General features: G+C 65.6%; 15 protein-coding genes. 7 read left to right on the forward strand and 8 right to left on the reverse strand.

Features of this window, described 5'->3' with window-relative positions:
* Position 1 precedes the first annotated feature (1 nt).
* Positions 2 to 661: a response regulator gene (locus AB1286_RS08375; RefSeq protein WP_430362830.1), complete on the reverse strand. Its 660-nt coding sequence runs from the start codon at positions 659 to 661 to the stop codon at positions 2 to 4.
* A gap of 160 nt (positions 662 to 821) precedes the next feature.
* Between AB1286_RS08375 and dacB the strand changes: the two genes are divergently transcribed.
* From dacB to AB1286_RS08390, 3 genes are all read left to right on the forward strand, one after another.
* A complete protein-coding gene (gene dacB, locus AB1286_RS08380; protein WP_430362831.1) occupies positions 822 to 2,399 on the forward strand; it encodes a D-alanyl-D-alanine carboxypeptidase/D-alanyl-D-alanine endopeptidase in 1,578 nt (525 codons plus the stop codon).
* A 191-nt stretch (positions 2,400 to 2,590) separates the two neighbouring features.
* On the forward strand, positions 2,591 to 3,532 hold the full coding sequence (locus AB1286_RS08385; RefSeq protein ID WP_430362832.1) for a sterol desaturase family protein: 942 nt from the start codon (positions 2,591 to 2,593) through the stop codon (positions 3,530 to 3,532).
* A 127-nt stretch (positions 3,533 to 3,659) separates the two neighbouring features.
* Complete coding sequence (locus AB1286_RS08390; RefSeq protein ID WP_430362833.1) at positions 3,660 to 4,868, forward strand: SGNH/GDSL hydrolase family protein; 1,209 nt, start codon at positions 3,660 to 3,662, stop codon at positions 4,866 to 4,868.
* 136 nt (positions 4,869 to 5,004) lie between these two features.
* Here AB1286_RS08390 and AB1286_RS08395 read toward each other — a convergent pair whose 3' ends face one another.
* The 7 genes from AB1286_RS08395 to AB1286_RS08425 all read right to left on the reverse strand — a co-directional run bounded on the left by AB1286_RS08395 (position 5,005) and on the right by AB1286_RS08425 (position 13,246).
* Complete coding sequence (locus AB1286_RS08395; protein WP_430362834.1) at positions 5,005 to 6,054, reverse strand: L-threonylcarbamoyladenylate synthase; 1,050 nt, start codon at positions 6,052 to 6,054, stop codon at positions 5,005 to 5,007.
* Positions 6,055 to 6,080: 26 nt separating this feature from the next.
* Positions 6,081 to 7,289, reverse strand: a complete 1,209-nt coding sequence (locus AB1286_RS08400; protein WP_430362835.1) for a 5-(carboxyamino)imidazole ribonucleotide synthase — start codon at positions 7,287 to 7,289, stop codon at positions 6,081 to 6,083.
* Between the two features lie 111 nt (positions 7,290 to 7,400).
* The gene (gene purE, locus AB1286_RS08405) at positions 7,401 to 7,922 is read right to left on the reverse strand and encodes a 5-(carboxyamino)imidazole ribonucleotide mutase (protein WP_430362836.1); all 522 of its coding nucleotides are present in this window, start codon (positions 7,920 to 7,922) and stop codon (positions 7,401 to 7,403) included.
* A 36-nt stretch (positions 7,923 to 7,958) separates the two neighbouring features.
* Positions 7,959 to 8,849, reverse strand: a complete 891-nt coding sequence (locus AB1286_RS08410) for a phosphoribosylaminoimidazolesuccinocarboxamide synthase (RefSeq protein ID WP_430362837.1) — start codon at positions 8,847 to 8,849, stop codon at positions 7,959 to 7,961.
* Positions 8,850 to 9,041: 192 nt separating this feature from the next.
* Positions 9,042 to 10,106, reverse strand: a complete 1,065-nt coding sequence (fba, locus tag AB1286_RS08415; RefSeq protein ID WP_430362838.1) for a class II fructose-bisphosphate aldolase — start codon at positions 10,104 to 10,106, stop codon at positions 9,042 to 9,044.
* A gap of 192 nt (positions 10,107 to 10,298) precedes the next feature.
* Complete coding sequence (pyk, locus tag AB1286_RS08420) at positions 10,299 to 11,735, reverse strand: pyruvate kinase (RefSeq protein WP_430362839.1); 1,437 nt, start codon at positions 11,733 to 11,735, stop codon at positions 10,299 to 10,301.
* Between the two features lie 317 nt (positions 11,736 to 12,052).
* Positions 12,053 to 13,246: a phosphoglycerate kinase gene (locus AB1286_RS08425; protein WP_430362840.1), complete on the reverse strand. Its 1,194-nt coding sequence runs from the start codon at positions 13,244 to 13,246 to the stop codon at positions 12,053 to 12,055.
* A 261-nt stretch (positions 13,247 to 13,507) separates the two neighbouring features.
* Between AB1286_RS08425 and AB1286_RS08430 the strand changes: the two genes are divergently transcribed.
* The 4 genes from AB1286_RS08430 to AB1286_RS08445 all read left to right on the forward strand — a co-directional run bounded on the left by AB1286_RS08430 (position 13,508) and on the right by AB1286_RS08445 (position 16,475).
* Positions 13,508 to 14,431 (forward strand): branched-chain amino acid transaminase, encoded by a 924-nt coding sequence (locus tag AB1286_RS08430; RefSeq protein ID WP_430362841.1) that lies wholly within the window; start codon positions 13,508 to 13,510, stop codon positions 14,429 to 14,431.
* Positions 14,432 to 14,475: 44 nt separating this feature from the next.
* Entirely contained in the window at positions 14,476 to 14,670 is a 195-nt protein-coding gene (locus tag AB1286_RS08435; protein WP_430362842.1) for a zinc-finger domain-containing protein, read from the forward strand.
* Between the two features lie 157 nt (positions 14,671 to 14,827).
* Complete coding sequence (gene waaF, locus AB1286_RS08440) at positions 14,828 to 15,862, forward strand: lipopolysaccharide heptosyltransferase II (protein WP_430362843.1); 1,035 nt, start codon at positions 14,828 to 14,830, stop codon at positions 15,860 to 15,862.
* A gap of 160 nt (positions 15,863 to 16,022) precedes the next feature.
* The gene (locus AB1286_RS08445; RefSeq protein ID WP_430362844.1) at positions 16,023 to 16,475 is read left to right on the forward strand and encodes an SgcJ/EcaC family oxidoreductase; all 453 of its coding nucleotides are present in this window, start codon (positions 16,023 to 16,025) and stop codon (positions 16,473 to 16,475) included.
* The last annotated feature ends 47 nt before the right edge of the window (positions 16,476 to 16,522 follow it).

The raw sequence follows: 16,522 nt of genomic DNA on the forward strand, positions 1-16,522 counted from the left end.
CCTATTCCTTGGCGATCATGTAGCCGAGGCCGCGTACGTTGCGGATCAGATCCGCACCGAGCTTCTTGCGCAAGGCATGAATGTAGACCTCGACGGTGTTGCTGCCGATCTCCTCGCCCCAGCCGTACATCTTCTCTTCGAGCTGAGCTTTGGAGAGCACCGCGCCGGGCCTGGCCAGCAGCGCTTCGAGCAGCGCGAATTCGCGCGCGGAAAGCGCGACGGGGGCGCCGTCCAGCGTGACTTGGTGCCCCGCCGGATCGAGGGTGAGCCCGGCATGACGGATGATCGATTCGCAGCGCCCGGCCTGGCGCCGGATCAGCGCGCGCATCCGTGCGCCGAGTTCGTCGAGATCGAACGGTTTGACGAGGTAATCGTCGGCACCGGCGTCGAGCCCCTTCACGCGGTCGGCGACGGCGTCGCGCGCCGTAACGATCAGCACCGGCAGTGCATTGCCGCGCGCGCGCAGCGCCCGCAACACTTCGAGCCCGTCTCGCTTGGGCAGACCGAGATCGAGCAGCACGAGATCGTAGGTCTCGCTGCCCGCGGCGGTCAGCGCGGCCTCGCCGTCTTGAACCCAGTCGACCGCGAACCCTTCTCCGCGCAGCGCCTTGCGCACGCCTTCGGCAATCATGCGGTCGTCTTCGACTAGTAGTATTCGCATCGCTTCACGCGCAACGCGTCCGTGAGTTCAGATAGCGCATTCTAGCGGGTCCGGCGTCGACGCCTCGCGCCCACGAGCCGCCGCTTGCCCCATACAATGAGCGCTTCGGCCGCTTCGTCGCGCCCACCGCCTTTGCCATCGGTCCTTTGCGCATCCTTTCATGTCGATTGCCACGCTCGTTTCACCTCGCCCTTCTGTCGCCTCCGATCTGTCTCCAACGTCCGCTTCGTCCCGCCTCGTCATGCGCCCTCGGCGCGGTGCGGCGATGCTGCGCGCGCTTTGCGCGCTCGCCGCCGTGGCCGGGATCGCTACCGCCGGCCCGGCCGATGCGCGGATCAAACTGTTCCACCGCCACGCGCACCCCGCGGCCGCCCCCGCCCCGCTGCCGGTGTCCGTCACGAGCGCGCTCAAGCGCGCGGGCGTGCCGATGTCGGACATCAGCGTCGTCGTGGAGCGCATCGGCAGCCGCACGCCCGTCGTCGCGGTGAACGCCGATACGCCGATGCTCCCGGCCTCGACGATGAAGCTCGTCACGACCTACTCGGGCCTGTCCATCCTCGGCGCCGACTACCGCTGGCGCACGAGCGCCTACGCCGACGGCAACGTCGACGGCAGCGGCGTGCTGCACGGCAATTTGTACATTCAGGGCACGGGCGATCCGAAGCTCGTGCCCGAAGAGCTCATCGATCTCGTCGATAAGATCAAGCAGGCCGGCATCACGGGCATCGACGGCACGCTCGTGCTCGACAAACGCTTCTTCGATCCGTCCACGCGCGACGCTCCGCCGTTCGACGGCGACGTGAACGCGCCGTACAACGTCGGACCCGATCCGCTGCTGTACGCGTTCAAGTCGCTCTCGTTCACGCTCACGCCCTCAGCCGACGGCAACGTCGCCATCGACGTGCTCCCGGCACTCGCGCAACTGCAAATCGACAACTCGCTGCGCGCGAGCCCGGGTCCGTGCGTCGGCGTAGACACGGCGCTCACGCCGAACGTCACGCCGCAGCCGAACGGCATCGTCGATGCGCTGTTCTCCGGCGAATACCCGCTGCGCTGCGGCCCGCGCACGATCAACGTCGCGGTGCTCGATCACAGCGCGTTCTTCGCGGGCGGCTTTCTCGCCCTGTGGCGCTCGGTGGGCGGCACGTTCAACGGGACGACCCACGAAGGCCCCGTCCCCGCCGGTGCGCGGCTCGTCGCGGTCCACCGCGGCCCGCCGCTCGGCGACATCGTTCGCGACATCAACAAGTTCAGCAACAACGTGATGGCGCGCAATCTATTCCTGACGATCGGCGCCGTCGTCGACAAACCGCCCGCCACGCCGCAAAAGTCGGCGCAGGTGATCGAGCGCTTTTTGCACACGCAGGGGCTCCCGATGCCCGAGCTGTCGCTGGCAAACGGCTCCGGGCTGTCGCGCGACGAGCACGTGAGCGCGCAATCGCTCGCCGACCTGCTTCAGAGCGCGAACGCGAGCCCCGTTGCGCAAGTGTTCGTCGCGTCGCTACCGATCGCGGGCGTCGACGGCACCATGCGCAATCGGCTGCGCAACGAGCCCGTGCTCGGCAACGCGCATATCAAGACCGGCACGCTGAACGACGTGCGCGCGATCGCGGGCTACGTGGCCGCCGCCAACGGCGAGAGCTACGTCGTCGTCAGCCTCATCAACGCACCGCGCGCGGAGCAGGCTCGCGCGGCCCACGACGCGCTGCTCGAGTGGGTCTATCGGGGTTTGCGCTAAGCGCTTTTCATGCGCCCGGCCCACTGCGCCGGGCGTCGACCATCGAATACTTCTTCTACGAGGAAATGACGCGGGGCGGGACGCGAGCGTGTACGCTGTCGGGCAACGACCGGCACTTGACCGGATGGATGCGTTTGCCCCGCGCGCCGGCGGGGGCCCCATAACGACGAGACACGAAGGAGGAAGACGTCATGCAATTCGACGCCGAATTGCTTCTACTCGCCATGGCGCCCGTCTTTCTCGCCTGCATCGCCTGGGAAGCCTGGCACTTCGCGCGCACACGCCGCTTAGCTCGGCTCTACAGTTGGCCGGACACGCTGTGCAACGCCGCGCTCGCCCTCATGCATCAAGGCGCCGACAAGCTCGCGTGGCTCGCGGTCGTACCCGTCTACGCTTACGTCTATACGCATTTCCGGCTTTTCACTTGGCACGGCGGTTGGGTCTCGTTTCTCGTCCTGTTCGTGGCACAAGACCTGCTCTACTACGTTTTCCACCGTTGCAGTCACCGCATTCGCTGGTTCTGGGCCGCGCACGTCGTGCACCATTCGTCGGAACGCCTGAATCTATCGACGGCCTTCCGGCAAAGCCTGATGTATCCGATCGCCGGCATGTGGGCCTTTTGGATCCCGCTTGCGCTCATCGGCTTCCCGCCCAACGAGATCATCGCGATCGTGCTCGTCAACCTGGCCTTTCAGTTCTTCGTGCATACGCAAGCGATCGGGCGGCTGGGATGGCTCGAGTACGTCTTTAACACGCCCTCCATTCACCGGTGCCATCACGCGCGCAACCCGCGCTACATCGATCGCAATTACGCCGGCGTACTCGTCATTTGGGACCGGCTGTTCGGCAGCTACGTTCCGGAAGACCCCGAAGACGCGCCGCAATACGGCATCGTCGAGCCGCTTCGCAGTCACAACCCCTTGACCGCCACGTTCCACGAATGGGGCGCGATGCTGAGCGATGCGCTGCACGCGCCGCGTCTCGGCGATAAACTGCGCGCGGTTTTCGGGCCGCCGGAATGGGCGAGCGCCTATCACGCGATGCGCGCCGAACAAGCGGGCGAGCGCGACGGCCCGAGCCGCGAGGCGGCCGGTCCGGCCGCGCCCCGCGCCCCGGTCTCGAGAGAAACATAACGAAGTAAGCGACGCGAGCGTCGTGCCGGGCAGGCGGCTGCGAGGTCCGCCAGCTCGGAAAGAGGTCCACCGCGTCGGTTTTCATGCAGCAAGCATCACATCACGGCCATGCCGCATATACGAGGAGATGAAGTCGATGGAACACCGTAAAAAGACCCAGAACAACACTTGGCTGCGCGTGGCGCAAACCTCGATCGCAGCCGCGGCGTTCGCGCTGTTGGCCGCTTGCGGCGGCGGTGGCGGCGGCTCCGACTCGTCGGCCAGCACGACGCCGGCGGGCGGCGTGTCGATGCAAGTCGTCTCGTTCGGCACGAGTCTGTCGGACGCCGGCACGTACTCCCCGGTCGTCGCCGCTCAATTCGGCGGCGGCCGGTTCACGACGAACCCGGGCCAAGTCTGGACGCAAAACGTCGCGAACTACTACGGCGGTACGCTCACGCCGGCTGTCGTCGGCGGTTTCGGCCAGCCTCTGACGGCGGCGGGCGGTCAGGACTATGCGCAAGGCGGAGCCGAGGTCGTCAACGCACAAGGGCTCGGCTGGGCGCCGAACAACATGGCCGCGACGACCACCCCGATCGTCACGCAGGTCGCGAACTACCTGAGCGCGAACGGCAGCTTCAATTCGAACCAGATCGTCCTCGTCGAAGGCGGCGCGAACGATATCCTCGCGAACCTGAACGCGCTCTTGGTCGCCGTGCAGACGGACGTCGGCGGCGGCATGACGCCCCAGAACGCCATTCTGAAGGAAGTCAGCACCACGCTCGGTCCGGCGGCGCAAGCGCTCGTCACGCAGGTCGCCACGATCGTCGCCAAGGGCGCGACCCATGTGGTCTTCGTCAACGTGCCGGACATCGGCCAAACCCCGCAGGGCGTGAAGATCGGGCTCCAGAACGGTGCGACGGCGCAACAGCTCACCTCGGGCATCGTTCAAACGTTCAACGGGATCGTAGCGGCCGGCTTGCAGGCTGCCCATCTGCCGGCCGGCGCGGTGATTTCCGTCGATTCGTTCACTTGGCTCGACAACCTCATCGCCAATTACCAGGGCAACGGCTTTTCCGTGGCGAATACGGACACGGCTTGCAACCTGACGATGATGCAAACGTCGGCGACGGCATACGCCACGCAGAACCCGAGCGTGCTCCTGCCGGGGCAGACGGCCCAGGCCTTCGGCGCCGCGCTGGCTTCTTCGCTGTTCTGTTCGCAGCAGACGCTCACGGCCGCCAACGCCGACCAGACGTACATCTTCGCGGATAACGTCCATCCGGCGACGCGCACGCACCTGCTGTTCGCGCAGTACGTCGAATCGAAAATCGCGGCTGCGGGTATCGGTCACTGACGTGATCGCGGCGTGAGACGGCTGGGTTAGACGGCCGTTTGCGATGCCCATACGAGAACGCCCGGCTCTCATCGAGTCGGGCGTTTGCTTTTGTATTTCACATGGCGCCGATGACGCAGACATCGGCCAAGCGTCGTCAATCGCGCGCTTCGAACGCCGCCGCCGCGCGGCCGAGCCGATCGTTGACCGCGATCCATTCAAGCGTATCGGGAAGCTTCTCGACGAAGATACGCGTAACTTGCGCACGGTCGAGCGCACGGAGCAAACCGTAGAGCTCGCGCGCATAGACGTGCGGATCCTCCGGCGCCGCCACGAAATGCACGTTGTGCGCATCGGCCCAAGCACCCGCTCGCGATGACCGCGCGACGAGCGCGATACGCGCGCCTGTAGCGTGCGCAGCGGCGAGCTCCGGCTCCAATAGTTCGAACGGCAGCAACGCCAAGGGGGTGCGTGGCGCATAGTGGGCCTTCAGCGTGCCCGACGCGCGGGGCGCCGTCGCATCGCTGCCGTCGGGCAAACGCGGCGCGACGCCGAGCACATCGGCGATTTCGCGCGGCGTCACGCGCCCGGGGCGCAGCAAAGCAGGAAAGCCTCGCGACAAGTCGAGAATCGTCGATTCGATCCCGACATCGCAGGCGCCGCCGTCCAGCACGTGGATTGCATCGCCGAACTCCTCGCGCACATGCTGCGCAGTAGTCGGGCTCACATGGCCGAAGCGGTTCGCCGATGGCGCAGCCACCCCGCCATGGCCGCCCCGCCGCGCGTCGAACGCTTGGAGCAGCCTTTGGGCAACCGGGTGCGACGGGCAGCGCAAACCCACCGAGTCTTGGCCGCCGCTCACCGCGGCCGGAATACGCGCGGCGCGCGTAAGGATCAGCGTGAGCGGGCCCGGCCAAAACGCATCGATGAGCTTTTGCGCGTCGGCGGGCAAATGATCGACCCAATACCCGGGATCGCCGTGCGGCGCGAGATGGACGATGACCGGGTGATTGGCCGGCCGGCCCTTCGCCGCGTAAATGCGGGCAACCGCCTCGGGGTCTTGCGCGTCGCCGCCGAGCCCGTAGACGGTCTCGGTCGGGAACGCGACGAGTTCGCCCGCAGCGAGCAGCGCCGCCGCTTCGTCGATCTGCGTGTCGGACACCACTGGGCCCGAGGACGCAGCGGAGGAAGTCGAACGGTCGGTCATCGTCGATGAGCCCCTGCTCAAGCGCCTTAAGCGAGCGCGATATGCAGCAGCCGCGCGCAATCGCGAGCGGCCGTGCGCGCTTCGTCGAGCGAGGCGGCGGTGAAGTTCACGTGCCCCATCTTACGGCCGGGCCGCGCCTCTTCCTTACCGTACAGATGCAGCCGCGCGGCGGGCATGGCGGCCACTTCGTGCCACGGCGGCGTAACGGGCGTTGCGCTGGCCGCGCCCTTCGGATCCACGGGGAACCAGACGTCGCCGAGGATATTGAGCATGACGGCCGGCGAGTGCTGCCGCGTGTCGCCGAGGGGCATGCCCGTCATCGCGCGCACCTGCTGCTCGAACTGGCTCGCGGCGCAAGCGTCCACCGTATAGTGTCCCGAGTTATGAGGCCGCGGCGCCATCTCGTTCGCGACGAGCGAACCGTCTTCGAGCACGAAGAATTCGACGCAGAGCACGCCGACATACCCAAGCTTCTCGGCGATGCTGATCGCCGCCAACTGCGCCTGTTCGCTCAATGCGGGGGACGCGTCGGGCGCGGGCACGACCGTCAGCGCCAGCACGCCGCCGCGATGCAGGTTCTGCGCGAGCGGGTAGACCGCCGTTGCGCCGCTCGTGCCGCGCGCCACCAGCGCGGACACCTCGTACTTCAGCGGAAGGCGCTTCTCGAGCACGCAAGGCACGCCGCCGAGCGCGCTGTATGCATCGCGCACTTCCTCGGCGCTGGCCACGCGAACCTGGCCCTTGCCGTCGTAGCCGAGCCGCGCCGTCTTCAAGATGCCGGGCAGCACCTCGCCGAGTTGCGCGTCGTCCAACGCGGCCAGCGCATCCGACGATTCGATGACGACGTGCGGCGCCACGGGCACGCCCGCCTCCGCGATAAAGCGCTTTTCGGCGATACGGTCCTGCGCGATCGCGACACAGCGCCCGGCCGGGCTCACGAACGTGGAACGCGCGAGGAAATCGAGGCTTGCCGCCGGCACGTTCTCGAACTCGGTCGAGACGGCTGCGCACAGGCGCGCCAGTTCGGTCAACGCCGTTTCGTCGGTATAGGCCGCGCGCAAATGACGGTCGGCCACGCTGCCGGCGGGGCTCGATTCGTCGGGATCGAGCACGGCGACGCGATAGCCCATGGCTTGCGCCGCGAAGCAGAACATGCGGCCGAGCTGGCCGCCGCCGACCATCCCCAGCCAGGCGCCGGGCATGATCGGTGAAACGGGAGTGTTCTCTGGATTCATTTCAGTGGTCGGTCGCGCCCGCGGCCTGTCGGTGAGCTGCGGGACGGGAAGCAACGGTCGCGAAAACGGGACCTCTAAACGGGGCCGGACGTTCATCCCGGCCCCACGCGCTCAGAGCGCGGGCAGCACCATCGCATGCGCCGCCTGATTTTGGCGCACGCGGAACGCCGCCAGCCGTTCGGCATACTCGCTCGACGTGCCGGACAACATCGCGACGGCGAACAGCGCCGCGTTCGCCGCGCCCGCTTCGCCGATCGCGAACGTCGCGACGGGCACGCCTTTGGGCATCTGTACGATCGAATGCAGCGAATCGACGCCCTTCAGATACTTGCTCGCGACGGGCACGCCCAGCACGGGCACGGTCGTCTTCGCGGCGAGCATGCCCGGCAGATGCGCCGCGCCGCCCGCGCCGGCGATGATCGCGCGAATGCCGCGCCCACGCGCGGTCTCGGCGTACGCGAACATCTCGTCGGGCATCCGGTGCGCCGAGACGACTTTCGCCTCGTAGGGGACACCGAACTCCTGAAGCATCGCCACGGCGTGCTTCATCACATCCCAATCGGAGCTCGATCCCATCAACACGCCGACGATCGGCGCCTCATGCGTATGCGCGGTCTGGACTTGTTCGGTCATGATCCGGTCTTTCCTCTCTATCGATCGAATCAAGCCTTACGCCAGCGTTTGGCCCGTCAGACGCTCGAGCGCTTCTTGGTACTTGCTGCTCGTCTTGGCGATCACGTCGTCGGGCAGCTTCGGCGCCGGCGCCGTCTTGCCCCAGTCTTGCGTTTCGAGCCAGTCGCGCACGAACTGTTTGTCGAACGACGGCGGGTTCGTGCCGACGCGGTACTCGTTCGCCGGCCAGAACCGCGACGAATCGGCCGTCAGCGCTTCGTCCATCAGGAACAGCTGGCCGTGATTGTCGAGGCCGAATTCGAACTTCGTGTCGGCGATGATGATCCCGCGCGTGGCCGCGTATTCCGAGGCCTCTTGGTAGAGCTTGATCGAGATGTCGCGGATCGTCGCCGCCAGCTCGGTGCCGATGCGGCGCTCGCACTCCTCGAACGTGATGTTCTCGTCGTGATGCCCCATCTCGGCCTTGGCGGCCGGCGTGAAGATCGGCTCGGGCAGCTTCTGCGCGTTTTGCAGGCCCGGCGGCAGCGCGACGCCGCACACGGCGCCGCTCGCTTGGTAATCCTTCCAGCCGCTACCGGCGAGATAACCGCGCACCACGGCTTCGACGAGGATCGGCTCCAGTCGTTTGACGACGACGGCGCGCCCCTTCACCTGCTCCACTTCGTCGGGTGCGACGACGGTCTCCGGCTCCACGCCCGTGAGGTGGTTCGGTACGATGTGCTGAAGGCGGTCGAACCAGAAGTTCGCCATTTGATTCAGCACGCGGCCTTTGTTCGGAATCGGCTCGCCCATGACGACGTCGAACGCCGACAGACGGTCGGTCGTGACGATCAGCAATTTGTCGTTGCCGACGGCGTAGTTGTCGCGGACCTTGCCGCGGCCGAGCAGCGGCAGCGAGCGGAGCGTGGATTCGTAGAGGGTAGACATCGTCGTGAGCCGTCAGTCAAAAGTGATGAACGAATGAAACACCAGGCGTGTCCTAGCTGCCGCCTGAACCACCAAACACTACAAAAGACTACAAAACAACAAAAGGCAAACGCCGTTCCCATCGATTGATCGGAACGGCGATCGATTCACGACGGCCGCGCGGGTACTCGCGCGGCCTTCACGTGCGGCGGATCAGCGAACGACTTGCGCCAGCTCGCCCGCCTTGTACTTGTCCGCCATCTTATCGAGCGAGATCGGCTTGATCTTGCCGGCCTGCCCCTCGCAACCGAATGCGAGGTAGCGGTCCACGCACACCTTCTTCGCCGCTTCCCGAGCGGGCTTCAGGTAGTCGCGCGGGTCGAACTTGCTCGGATTTTCGAACAAATAGCGTCGAATCGCGCCCGTGATCGCCAGACGCAAATCGGTGTCGATGTTCACCTTGCGTACGCCGTGCTTGATCCCTTCCTGAATTTCCTCGACGGGCACGCCGTAGGTTTCCTTCATGTCGCCGCCGAACTCGCGGATCTCGGCCAGCAGTTCTTGCGGCACCGACGACGAACCGTGCATCACGAGGTGCGTGTTCGGGATCCGCGCATGGATTTCCTTGATGCGATCGATCGCGAGGATATCGCCCGTCGGCTTTTTCGTGAACTTATACGCGCCGTGCGACGTGCCGATCGCGATGGCGAGCGCGTCGCATTGCGTCTTGCTCACGAAGTCGGCGGCTTGCTCCACGTCGGTCAGCAACTGCTCGCGCGTCATCGTGCCTTCGGCACCGTGGCCGTCTTCCTTGTCGCCCTTCATCGTTTCGAGCGAACCGAGCACGCCCAGTTCGGCTTCGACCGTCACGCCGATCGAATGCGCCATCTCGACCACCTTGCGCGAGACGTCGACATTGTATTCGTACGACGCGACCGTCTTGCCGTCCGCTTGCAGCGACCCGTCCATCATGACGCTCGTGAAACCGCTGCGCATCGCCGCCATGCAGACCGCGGGCGATTGGCCGTGGTCTTGGTGCATCACGACCGGGATGTGCGGATACGACTCGATCGCCGCTTCGATCAAGTGGCGCAGGAACGGCTCGCCCGCATATTTGCGGGCACCGGCCGACGCTTGCATGATGACCGGCGCGCCGACCTGATCCGCCGCGGCCATGATGGCTTGCACTTGCTCGAGATTGTTCACGTTGAACGCCGGCAAACCATAGCCGTGCTCGGCGGCATGGTCCAGCAGTTGACGCATTGATACGAGAGGCATGCTGTACTCCTTGGATTGAAATCTGGGTGCTCGGTCGGCACGTTTTTATGTGCGAATACGCGATTTTATCGCGAAGCGGGGGCTCGCCCCCCACTTTGGGGCGGTCAACATCCCCCGCGAAGCGCCAAACTTACGGCGCTGAGCGCCGGCTCATGGCCGGCGCACCGCTTTTTCAATCTCTTCAGCCCGGGATCAATACGGATCGCCGACACGCACGATCTTCAGCGTATTAGTACCGCCCGCTTGGCCCATCGGCTCGCCCACGGTCAGGACCACCATATCGCCGCGCGAGGCGAACCCCTTCGACACGACGACCTCGACGGCCTGCTTGAGCGCTTGATCGCGGTCGCTGTTCGGCTCGACCGAGAGCGGCGTGACGTTACGGAACAGAGCCATGCCCCGCTCGCTCGTCACGCGCGAAGTCAGCGCGAAGATCGGCACGTGCGACCAGTGGCGCGAAAGCCACAGCGCCGTCGCGCCCGATTCCGTCAGCGCCACGATCGCCTTCGCGCCGAGGTGGTAGGCCGTGAACAGCGCCCCCATCGCGATCGATTGATCGATGCGCGTAAACGTGCGGTCGAGGAAATCCTTGTCGAGTTCGACATGCTCGGATTTCTCGGCTTCGATACAGATCGCGGCCATAGCCTCGATCGTCTGCACCGGGTACTTGCCGGCGGCCGTTTCCGCCGAAAGCATGACCGCATCGGTGCCGTCGAGCACGGCGTTGGCGACGTCCGAGACCTCGGCGCGTGTCGGCACCGGCGCGTGGATCATCGACTCCATCATCTGCGTGGCCGTGATGACGAGTTTGTTCGACTCGCGCGCCATCCGGATCATCCGCTTTTGCAGCGCGGGCACGGCCGCGTTGCCGACTTCGACGGCCAGATCGCCGCGAGCGACCATAATGCCGTCGGAGGCGTCCAGGATGCCTTGCAGCGCCGGAATCGCTTCGGCCCGCTCGATCTTCGCGATCATCTTCGGCTTATTGCCGTACGGCATGCCGGCGATGTTCGCGAGCTGGCGCGCCATCTCCATGTCAGTGGCGTTCTTCGGGAACGAAACCGCGATGTAGTCGACGCCGAGGGACATCGCCGTGCGGATGTCCTCCATGTCCTTGGCCGTCAGCGCGGGCGCCGTCAGGCCGCCGCCTTGGCGGTTGATCCCCTTGTTGTTCGAGAGCTCGCCGCCGACTTTGACGATCGTGTGAATTTCCTCGCCGACGACGCGCGAAACCGTCAGCACGATCAGGCCGTCGTTGAGCAACAGCACGTCGCCCGGCTTGAGGTCTCGCGGCAGATCGCGGTAGTCGAGGCCGACGCGCTCGTCGTTACCGAGCTCGCAGGTGGCGTCCAGAATGAAAGGCTGCCCCGGCTCGAGGAAGGTCTTGCCCTTCTCGAACTTGCCGACGCGGATCTTCGGTCCTTGCAGGTCGGCCATGATGGCGACCTCTCGCCCCATCTGACGCGCCGCCTCGCGCACGTGCTCGGCGCGCTGGCGGTGATCGTCGGCCGTGCCGTGCGAAAAATTCAGGCGTACTACGTCGAGCCCCGCTTGCATCATCTGCAAAAGGATCTCGGGCGAACTCGATGCCGGTCCGATCGTGGCGACAATCTTGGTGGCGCGATGCATGTATCTCCTCGTCTGAGTGGTGTCGCTGGTAAACGGGCTGCGAGATGATGCGTCGGGCGCCTGGGGCAGAGCGCTCGCACTAGGGCTTGGGTGCGCGCCGGATCGGGCCGGCGTCGCTTTGACTTCGTCTTTAAGGGGTACTGCGGCCGCGGTGCCGGCGAGCGGCACCGCAACGGGTTCGACAGGCTGGGCGGGGGCTGCCGCCGGCGACTGCGAAACGGGCGTCACGCCCGTGGGTTCGACGGCCGGGGCGCGGCGCGACGATCGGGCCGGCCGAGCCGGGCTCTTGGCCGATTTCGGAGCGCGCGCGCCCACGATCAAGCCCGCGACTCGAGCACTTCGACGGCGGGCAGCTTCTTGCCCTCGAGGAATTCGAGGAACGCGCCGCCGCCCGTGGAGATGTAGCTGACCTTGTCGTGAATGCCGTACTTGGCGATCGCCGCGAGCGTATCGCCGCCGCCTGCGATCGAGAACGCGGGCGACTTCGCGATCGCTTCGGCAAGCGTCTTGGTCCCGTTGCCGAATTGATCGAATTCGAAAACGCCGACCGGGCCGTTCCAGACGATCGTGCCGGCGCTCGAGAGCTGCGTGGCGAGCGCGTTGGCGGTTTGCGGGCCGATGTCGAGAATCATGTCGTCGGCTTCGATGTCGGCGACGTTCTTCGTCACGGCCTGCGCCGTGGCCGAGAATTCCTTGGCGACGACGACGTCGGTCGGGATCGGCACCGAGGCACCGCGTGCGCGGGCGCCGTCGATGATCGCTTTGGCCTCGTTCAGAAGGTCCGCCTCGGCCAGCGACTTGCCGATCTTCAGGCCGGCCGCGAGCATGAACGTATTGGCGATACCGCCGCCGACGATCAGTTGATCGACTTTCTCGGCGAGCGACTTGAGAATCGTGAGCTTCGTGGACACCTTCGAGCCCGCGACGATCGCCACGAGCGGACGCTTCGGATTGCCGAGCGCCTTGCCCAGTGCGTCGAGCTCCGCCGCGAGCAGCGGGCCCGCGCAGGCGATTTTGGCGTACTTGGCGATGCCGTGCGTCGTCGCCTCGGCGCGGTGCGCCGTGCCGAATGCATCGTTCACGTAGATGTCGCACAACTGCGCCATCTTTTGCGCCAACTCGTCGCTGTTCTTCTTCTCGCCCTTGTTCACGCGGCAGTTTTCGAGCAGCACCACGTGCCCCGGCTCGACGTTCACGCCGTTTTCGACCCAGTTGGCGACGAGCGGAACGTCTTTGCCGAGCAGTTCGGCGAGGCGTTTGGCGACAGGCGCGAGCGAATCCTCAGGCTTGAACTCCCCTTCGGTGGGGCGTCCGAGGTGCGACGTCACCATGACGGCCGCGCCGGCGGCCAGTGCCGCTTCGATGGCGGGCACGGAGGCGCGGACGCGCGTGTCTTCGGTGATGTTGCCTTGCTCGTCCTGCGGCACGTTGAGATCGGCGCGGATGAAGACGCGCTTGCCGGATAGCAAGCCCTTTGCGATCAGATCGGAGAGACGCAGTACTTGGCTCATGGGAATGTACGCATGCAGGTTGATTGGCGGGCGAGCGCGCCCGCGGCGAGCGCACCGAACCTTCAGGCTCGCTACGGGGCGGCAGTCGAGCATTTTAGCCGATCGGCCCGCCGACTAAGCCGATCTTGGAACGAATGTCGCGTATTCGGGGAACGCATGTCGCAAATCGGTGAATTCCGAGCCTGCCCGGGAAGGGGGCAAAAGACGCTAAAATGGCGAACTCACTGGGGCGTTGCCCCACCGCACCTCTAGGAGATACCTATGTCAATGGCCGATCGTGACGGCAAGATCTGGATGGACGGCAAGCTGATCGACTGGCGCGACGCGAAGATCCACGTGCTCACGCACACGTTGCATTACGGCATGGGTGTGTTCGAGGGCGTGCGAGCTTACAAGACCGTCGACGGCGCGACCGCGATCTTTCGTCTGAAGGAACACACGAAGCGCCTGCTGAATTCGGCGAAGATCTTCCAGATGGACGTGCCGTTCGACCACGAAACGCTGGCGGCCGCGCAATGCGAGGTCGTGCGCGAGAACAAGCTGGAGACGGCCTATCTGCGCCCGATCATCTGGGTCGGCTCGGAAAAGCTCGGCGTGTCGGCACGCGGCAACACGATCCACGTGGCGATCGCCGCTTGGCCATGGGGTGCGTATCTCGGCGAGGAAGGGATCACCAAGGGCATTCGCGTGAAGACCTCCTCGTTCACGCGTCACCACGTGAACGTGTCGATGGTGCGCGCCAAGGCGTCGGGCTGGTACGTCAACTCGATCCTCGCGAACCAGGAAGCCACGGCGGACGGCTATGACGAAGCGCTGTTGCTCGACGTCGACGGCTACGTCTCCGAAGGTTCGGGGGAGAACTTCTTCCTCGTGAACAACGGCAAGCTCTACACCCCCGATCTGGCTTCGTGCCTGGACGGCATCACGCGCGACACGGTGATCACCCTGGCACGCGACGCCGGCATCGAGGTCATCGAAAAACGAATTACGCGCGACGAGGTCTACACGGCCGACGAAGCGTTCTTCACGGGTACCGCCGCCGAAGTCACGCCGATCCGCGAGCTCGACAACCGCACGATCGGCGCCGGCAGCCGGGGCCCCATCACGGAAAAACTGCAATCGGCGTTCTTCGACGTCATCGCGGGCAAGAACGCGAAGTACACGCACTGGCTCACGAAGATCTGACCCGAACGCCACACGCCATACCGCCAATAACGAGAATCCGTCTCATGAGCGAAACGAAGGAAATGCCGCTGGTCGAACTGTCGGCGAAAGATTTGCCCGCATACTGCCCGAATCCGTCGATGCCGCGCTGGAGCGCGCATCCGCGCGTATTCATCGACGTCACGCACGGCGAAGCCCGCTGCCCCTACTGCGGCACGCGCTACAAGCTGCGCGACGGCGAAGTCGTCAAGCATCACTGATACGCCGCGTCGACCCCTCGCCGGCGGGGAACATCCCGCCTGTCGCGTGGCGGCGCGGCACACCGGCCGCGCTGGCGCTTAGGCGCTCATCGCTCAATCCCCGAACGCGGCGCGCCTTGCACGCCGCGTTCTGCTTATTTCTCGGATATCCATACTGATGCGTCGCGCGTTGGTTATCGCACCGAATTGGATCGGTGACGCATTGATGGCGCAGCCGTTGTTCACGCTGCTCAAACAACTTCATCCGCGTATCGTCATCGACGCGATCGCGCCGACCTGGGTCGCGCCCGTGCTCGAACGGATGCCGGAGATCGGCGAGGTGCACGCGACCGACCTCGCGCACGGCAAGCTCCAGCTCGTCAAGCGCTGGCAGCTCGCGCTCGATTTGCGCGAGAACGGTTACGACGCCGCGTACGTGCTCCCCAATTCGTTCAAATCGGCCTTGATTCCTTGGCTGGCGGGCATTCGCTTGCGTATCGGCTACACCGGCGAGGGCCGGGTGGGCCTGCTGAACGTCCGTCATGCGAATCCGAGCAAGGGCGAGCGCGCGCCGATGGCGCCGCATTACGCCGCACTCGCTTATGCACCGGGGGCCGACGTACCCGAGTTCGAGGCGCGCCTGCGTATGCCGCATCTCGAAGCCGATCCGAACGAATCGGTGCGCGTGTCCGCGCGCTTTCACCTCGACACGCGCGTGCCGTTGCTCGTTTTTTGCCCCGGGGCGGAGTACGGCAGTGCGAAACGATGGCCTGCCGAGCATTTCGCCGCGCTCGCGAAAATGGTCGGCCAGTCGTTTCCGTATACGCAGATCGTCGCGCTCGGCTCCAACAAGGACGCGCCGCTCGCCCAGGCCATCGCGAGCCAAGCCCCGAACGTGCGCAATCTGTGCGGACAGACGTCGCTCGGCGAGGCGTGCGCACTGATCGCGCGCGCCGGCGCCGTCGTCAGCAACGATTCGGGCCTCATGCACGTTGCGGCGGCACTACGCCGGCCGCTGGTCGCGATCTACGGATCGAGCGATCCGCGCCACACCCCGCCTTTGTCCGACTTCGCGAAGGTACAATGGCTGCATCTCGAGTGCAGCCCTTGCTTTGCGCGCGAGTGTCCGCTCGGCCATTTGCGCTGTCTGCGCGAGCTGTCCCCCGAGCAGGTGTTCGCCGATTTGCGTGCCATGTTGCTCGGCGAGCGCTGACGCACGGAAGGCCGCGTGCCTTTATGCGTTCATTGACGCGTGGGCACCGCACGCCGAGCCCGAAGACCGTATTGCCGAGCGCGCCTCGCGATCTAGCCGCGGGCGCGACGAATTAGCCTGACGGCGCGTTTTTGCGCGATATCTACGAGCCCAGAGAGCCATGCCACGTTTTGCCCGCTTGTTCGAAGCCGCAGCCGATACGTTGAACGCGTTCTACCAGACCGTCGCCGACGGCAACGTGGACGCGTTGATGGCCCTTTGGATCGACGAAGAGTTCGCGAGCTACGTGAATGCGGGCGGCGCGCACTGGCACGGCGTGGATCAAATTCGGGCCGGGCTCGTCGCGCTGGCCGAGGCGCGCGCGCTGCCGGCAGCCGTCGAGCCGCTCGACGTGCGCGTATACGACAGCCTCGGCACGGTCGTCTACACGGTCGCCGAAGCGCATCGGTCGCAGGAACCGCTCGTATCGCCGCGGATGGTCTACGCAACGTACGTGATGGTTCATGAACGCGGCGAATGGCGAATCGCGCATATTCATGCGAGCCCGATGCCCGAAGAAACGGCCAGCGAGTTCGCCGCCAAAATTCGACACGGACAAGGCGCATTGCATTGACCGGCCGGCAGTCGATAGCGGGCCGGGCGTTTACAGGACTTGGGGAC

Source organism: Trinickia sp. NRRL B-1857 (assembly GCF_050470685.1).
Taxonomy (GTDB): Bacteria; Pseudomonadota; Gammaproteobacteria; order Burkholderiales; family Burkholderiaceae; genus Trinickia.

Excerpts from the sequence above, each read along its gene's own strand:
- AB1286_RS08375 (WP_430362830.1), bottom strand. The coding sequence starts at position 661 with ATGCGAATACTACTAGTCGAAGACGACCGCATGATTGCCGAAGGCGTG.
- dacB (WP_430362831.1), top strand. The coding sequence starts at position 822 with ATGTCGATTGCCACGCTCGTTTCACCTCGCCCTTCTGTCGCCTCCGAT.
- AB1286_RS08385 (WP_430362832.1), top strand. The coding sequence starts at position 2,591 with ATGCAATTCGACGCCGAATTGCTTCTACTCGCCATGGCGCCCGTCTTT.
- AB1286_RS08390 (WP_430362833.1), top strand. The coding sequence starts at position 3,660 with ATGAAGTCGATGGAACACCGTAAAAAGACCCAGAACAACACTTGGCTG.
- AB1286_RS08395 (WP_430362834.1), bottom strand. The coding sequence starts at position 6,054 with ATGACCGACCGTTCGACTTCCTCCGCTGCGTCCTCGGGCCCAGTGGTG.
- AB1286_RS08400 (WP_430362835.1), bottom strand. The coding sequence starts at position 7,289 with ATGAATCCAGAGAACACTCCCGTTTCACCGATCATGCCCGGCGCCTGG.
- purE (WP_430362836.1), bottom strand. The coding sequence starts at position 7,922 with ATGACCGAACAAGTCCAGACCGCGCATACGCATGAGGCGCCGATCGTC.
- AB1286_RS08410 (WP_430362837.1), bottom strand. The coding sequence starts at position 8,849 with ATGTCTACCCTCTACGAATCCACGCTCCGCTCGCTGCCGCTGCTCGGC.
- fba (WP_430362838.1), bottom strand. The coding sequence starts at position 10,106 with ATGCCTCTCGTATCAATGCGTCAACTGCTGGACCATGCCGCCGAGCAC.
- pyk (WP_430362839.1), bottom strand. The coding sequence starts at position 11,735 with ATGCATCGCGCCACCAAGATTGTCGCCACGATCGGACCGGCATCGAGT.
- AB1286_RS08425 (WP_430362840.1), bottom strand. The coding sequence starts at position 13,246 with ATGAGCCAAGTACTGCGTCTCTCCGATCTGATCGCAAAGGGCTTGCTA.
- AB1286_RS08430 (WP_430362841.1), top strand. The coding sequence starts at position 13,508 with ATGTCAATGGCCGATCGTGACGGCAAGATCTGGATGGACGGCAAGCTG.
- AB1286_RS08435 (WP_430362842.1), top strand. The coding sequence starts at position 14,476 with ATGAGCGAAACGAAGGAAATGCCGCTGGTCGAACTGTCGGCGAAAGAT.
- waaF (WP_430362843.1), top strand. The coding sequence starts at position 14,828 with ATGCGTCGCGCGTTGGTTATCGCACCGAATTGGATCGGTGACGCATTG.
- AB1286_RS08445 (WP_430362844.1), top strand. The coding sequence starts at position 16,023 with ATGCCACGTTTTGCCCGCTTGTTCGAAGCCGCAGCCGATACGTTGAAC.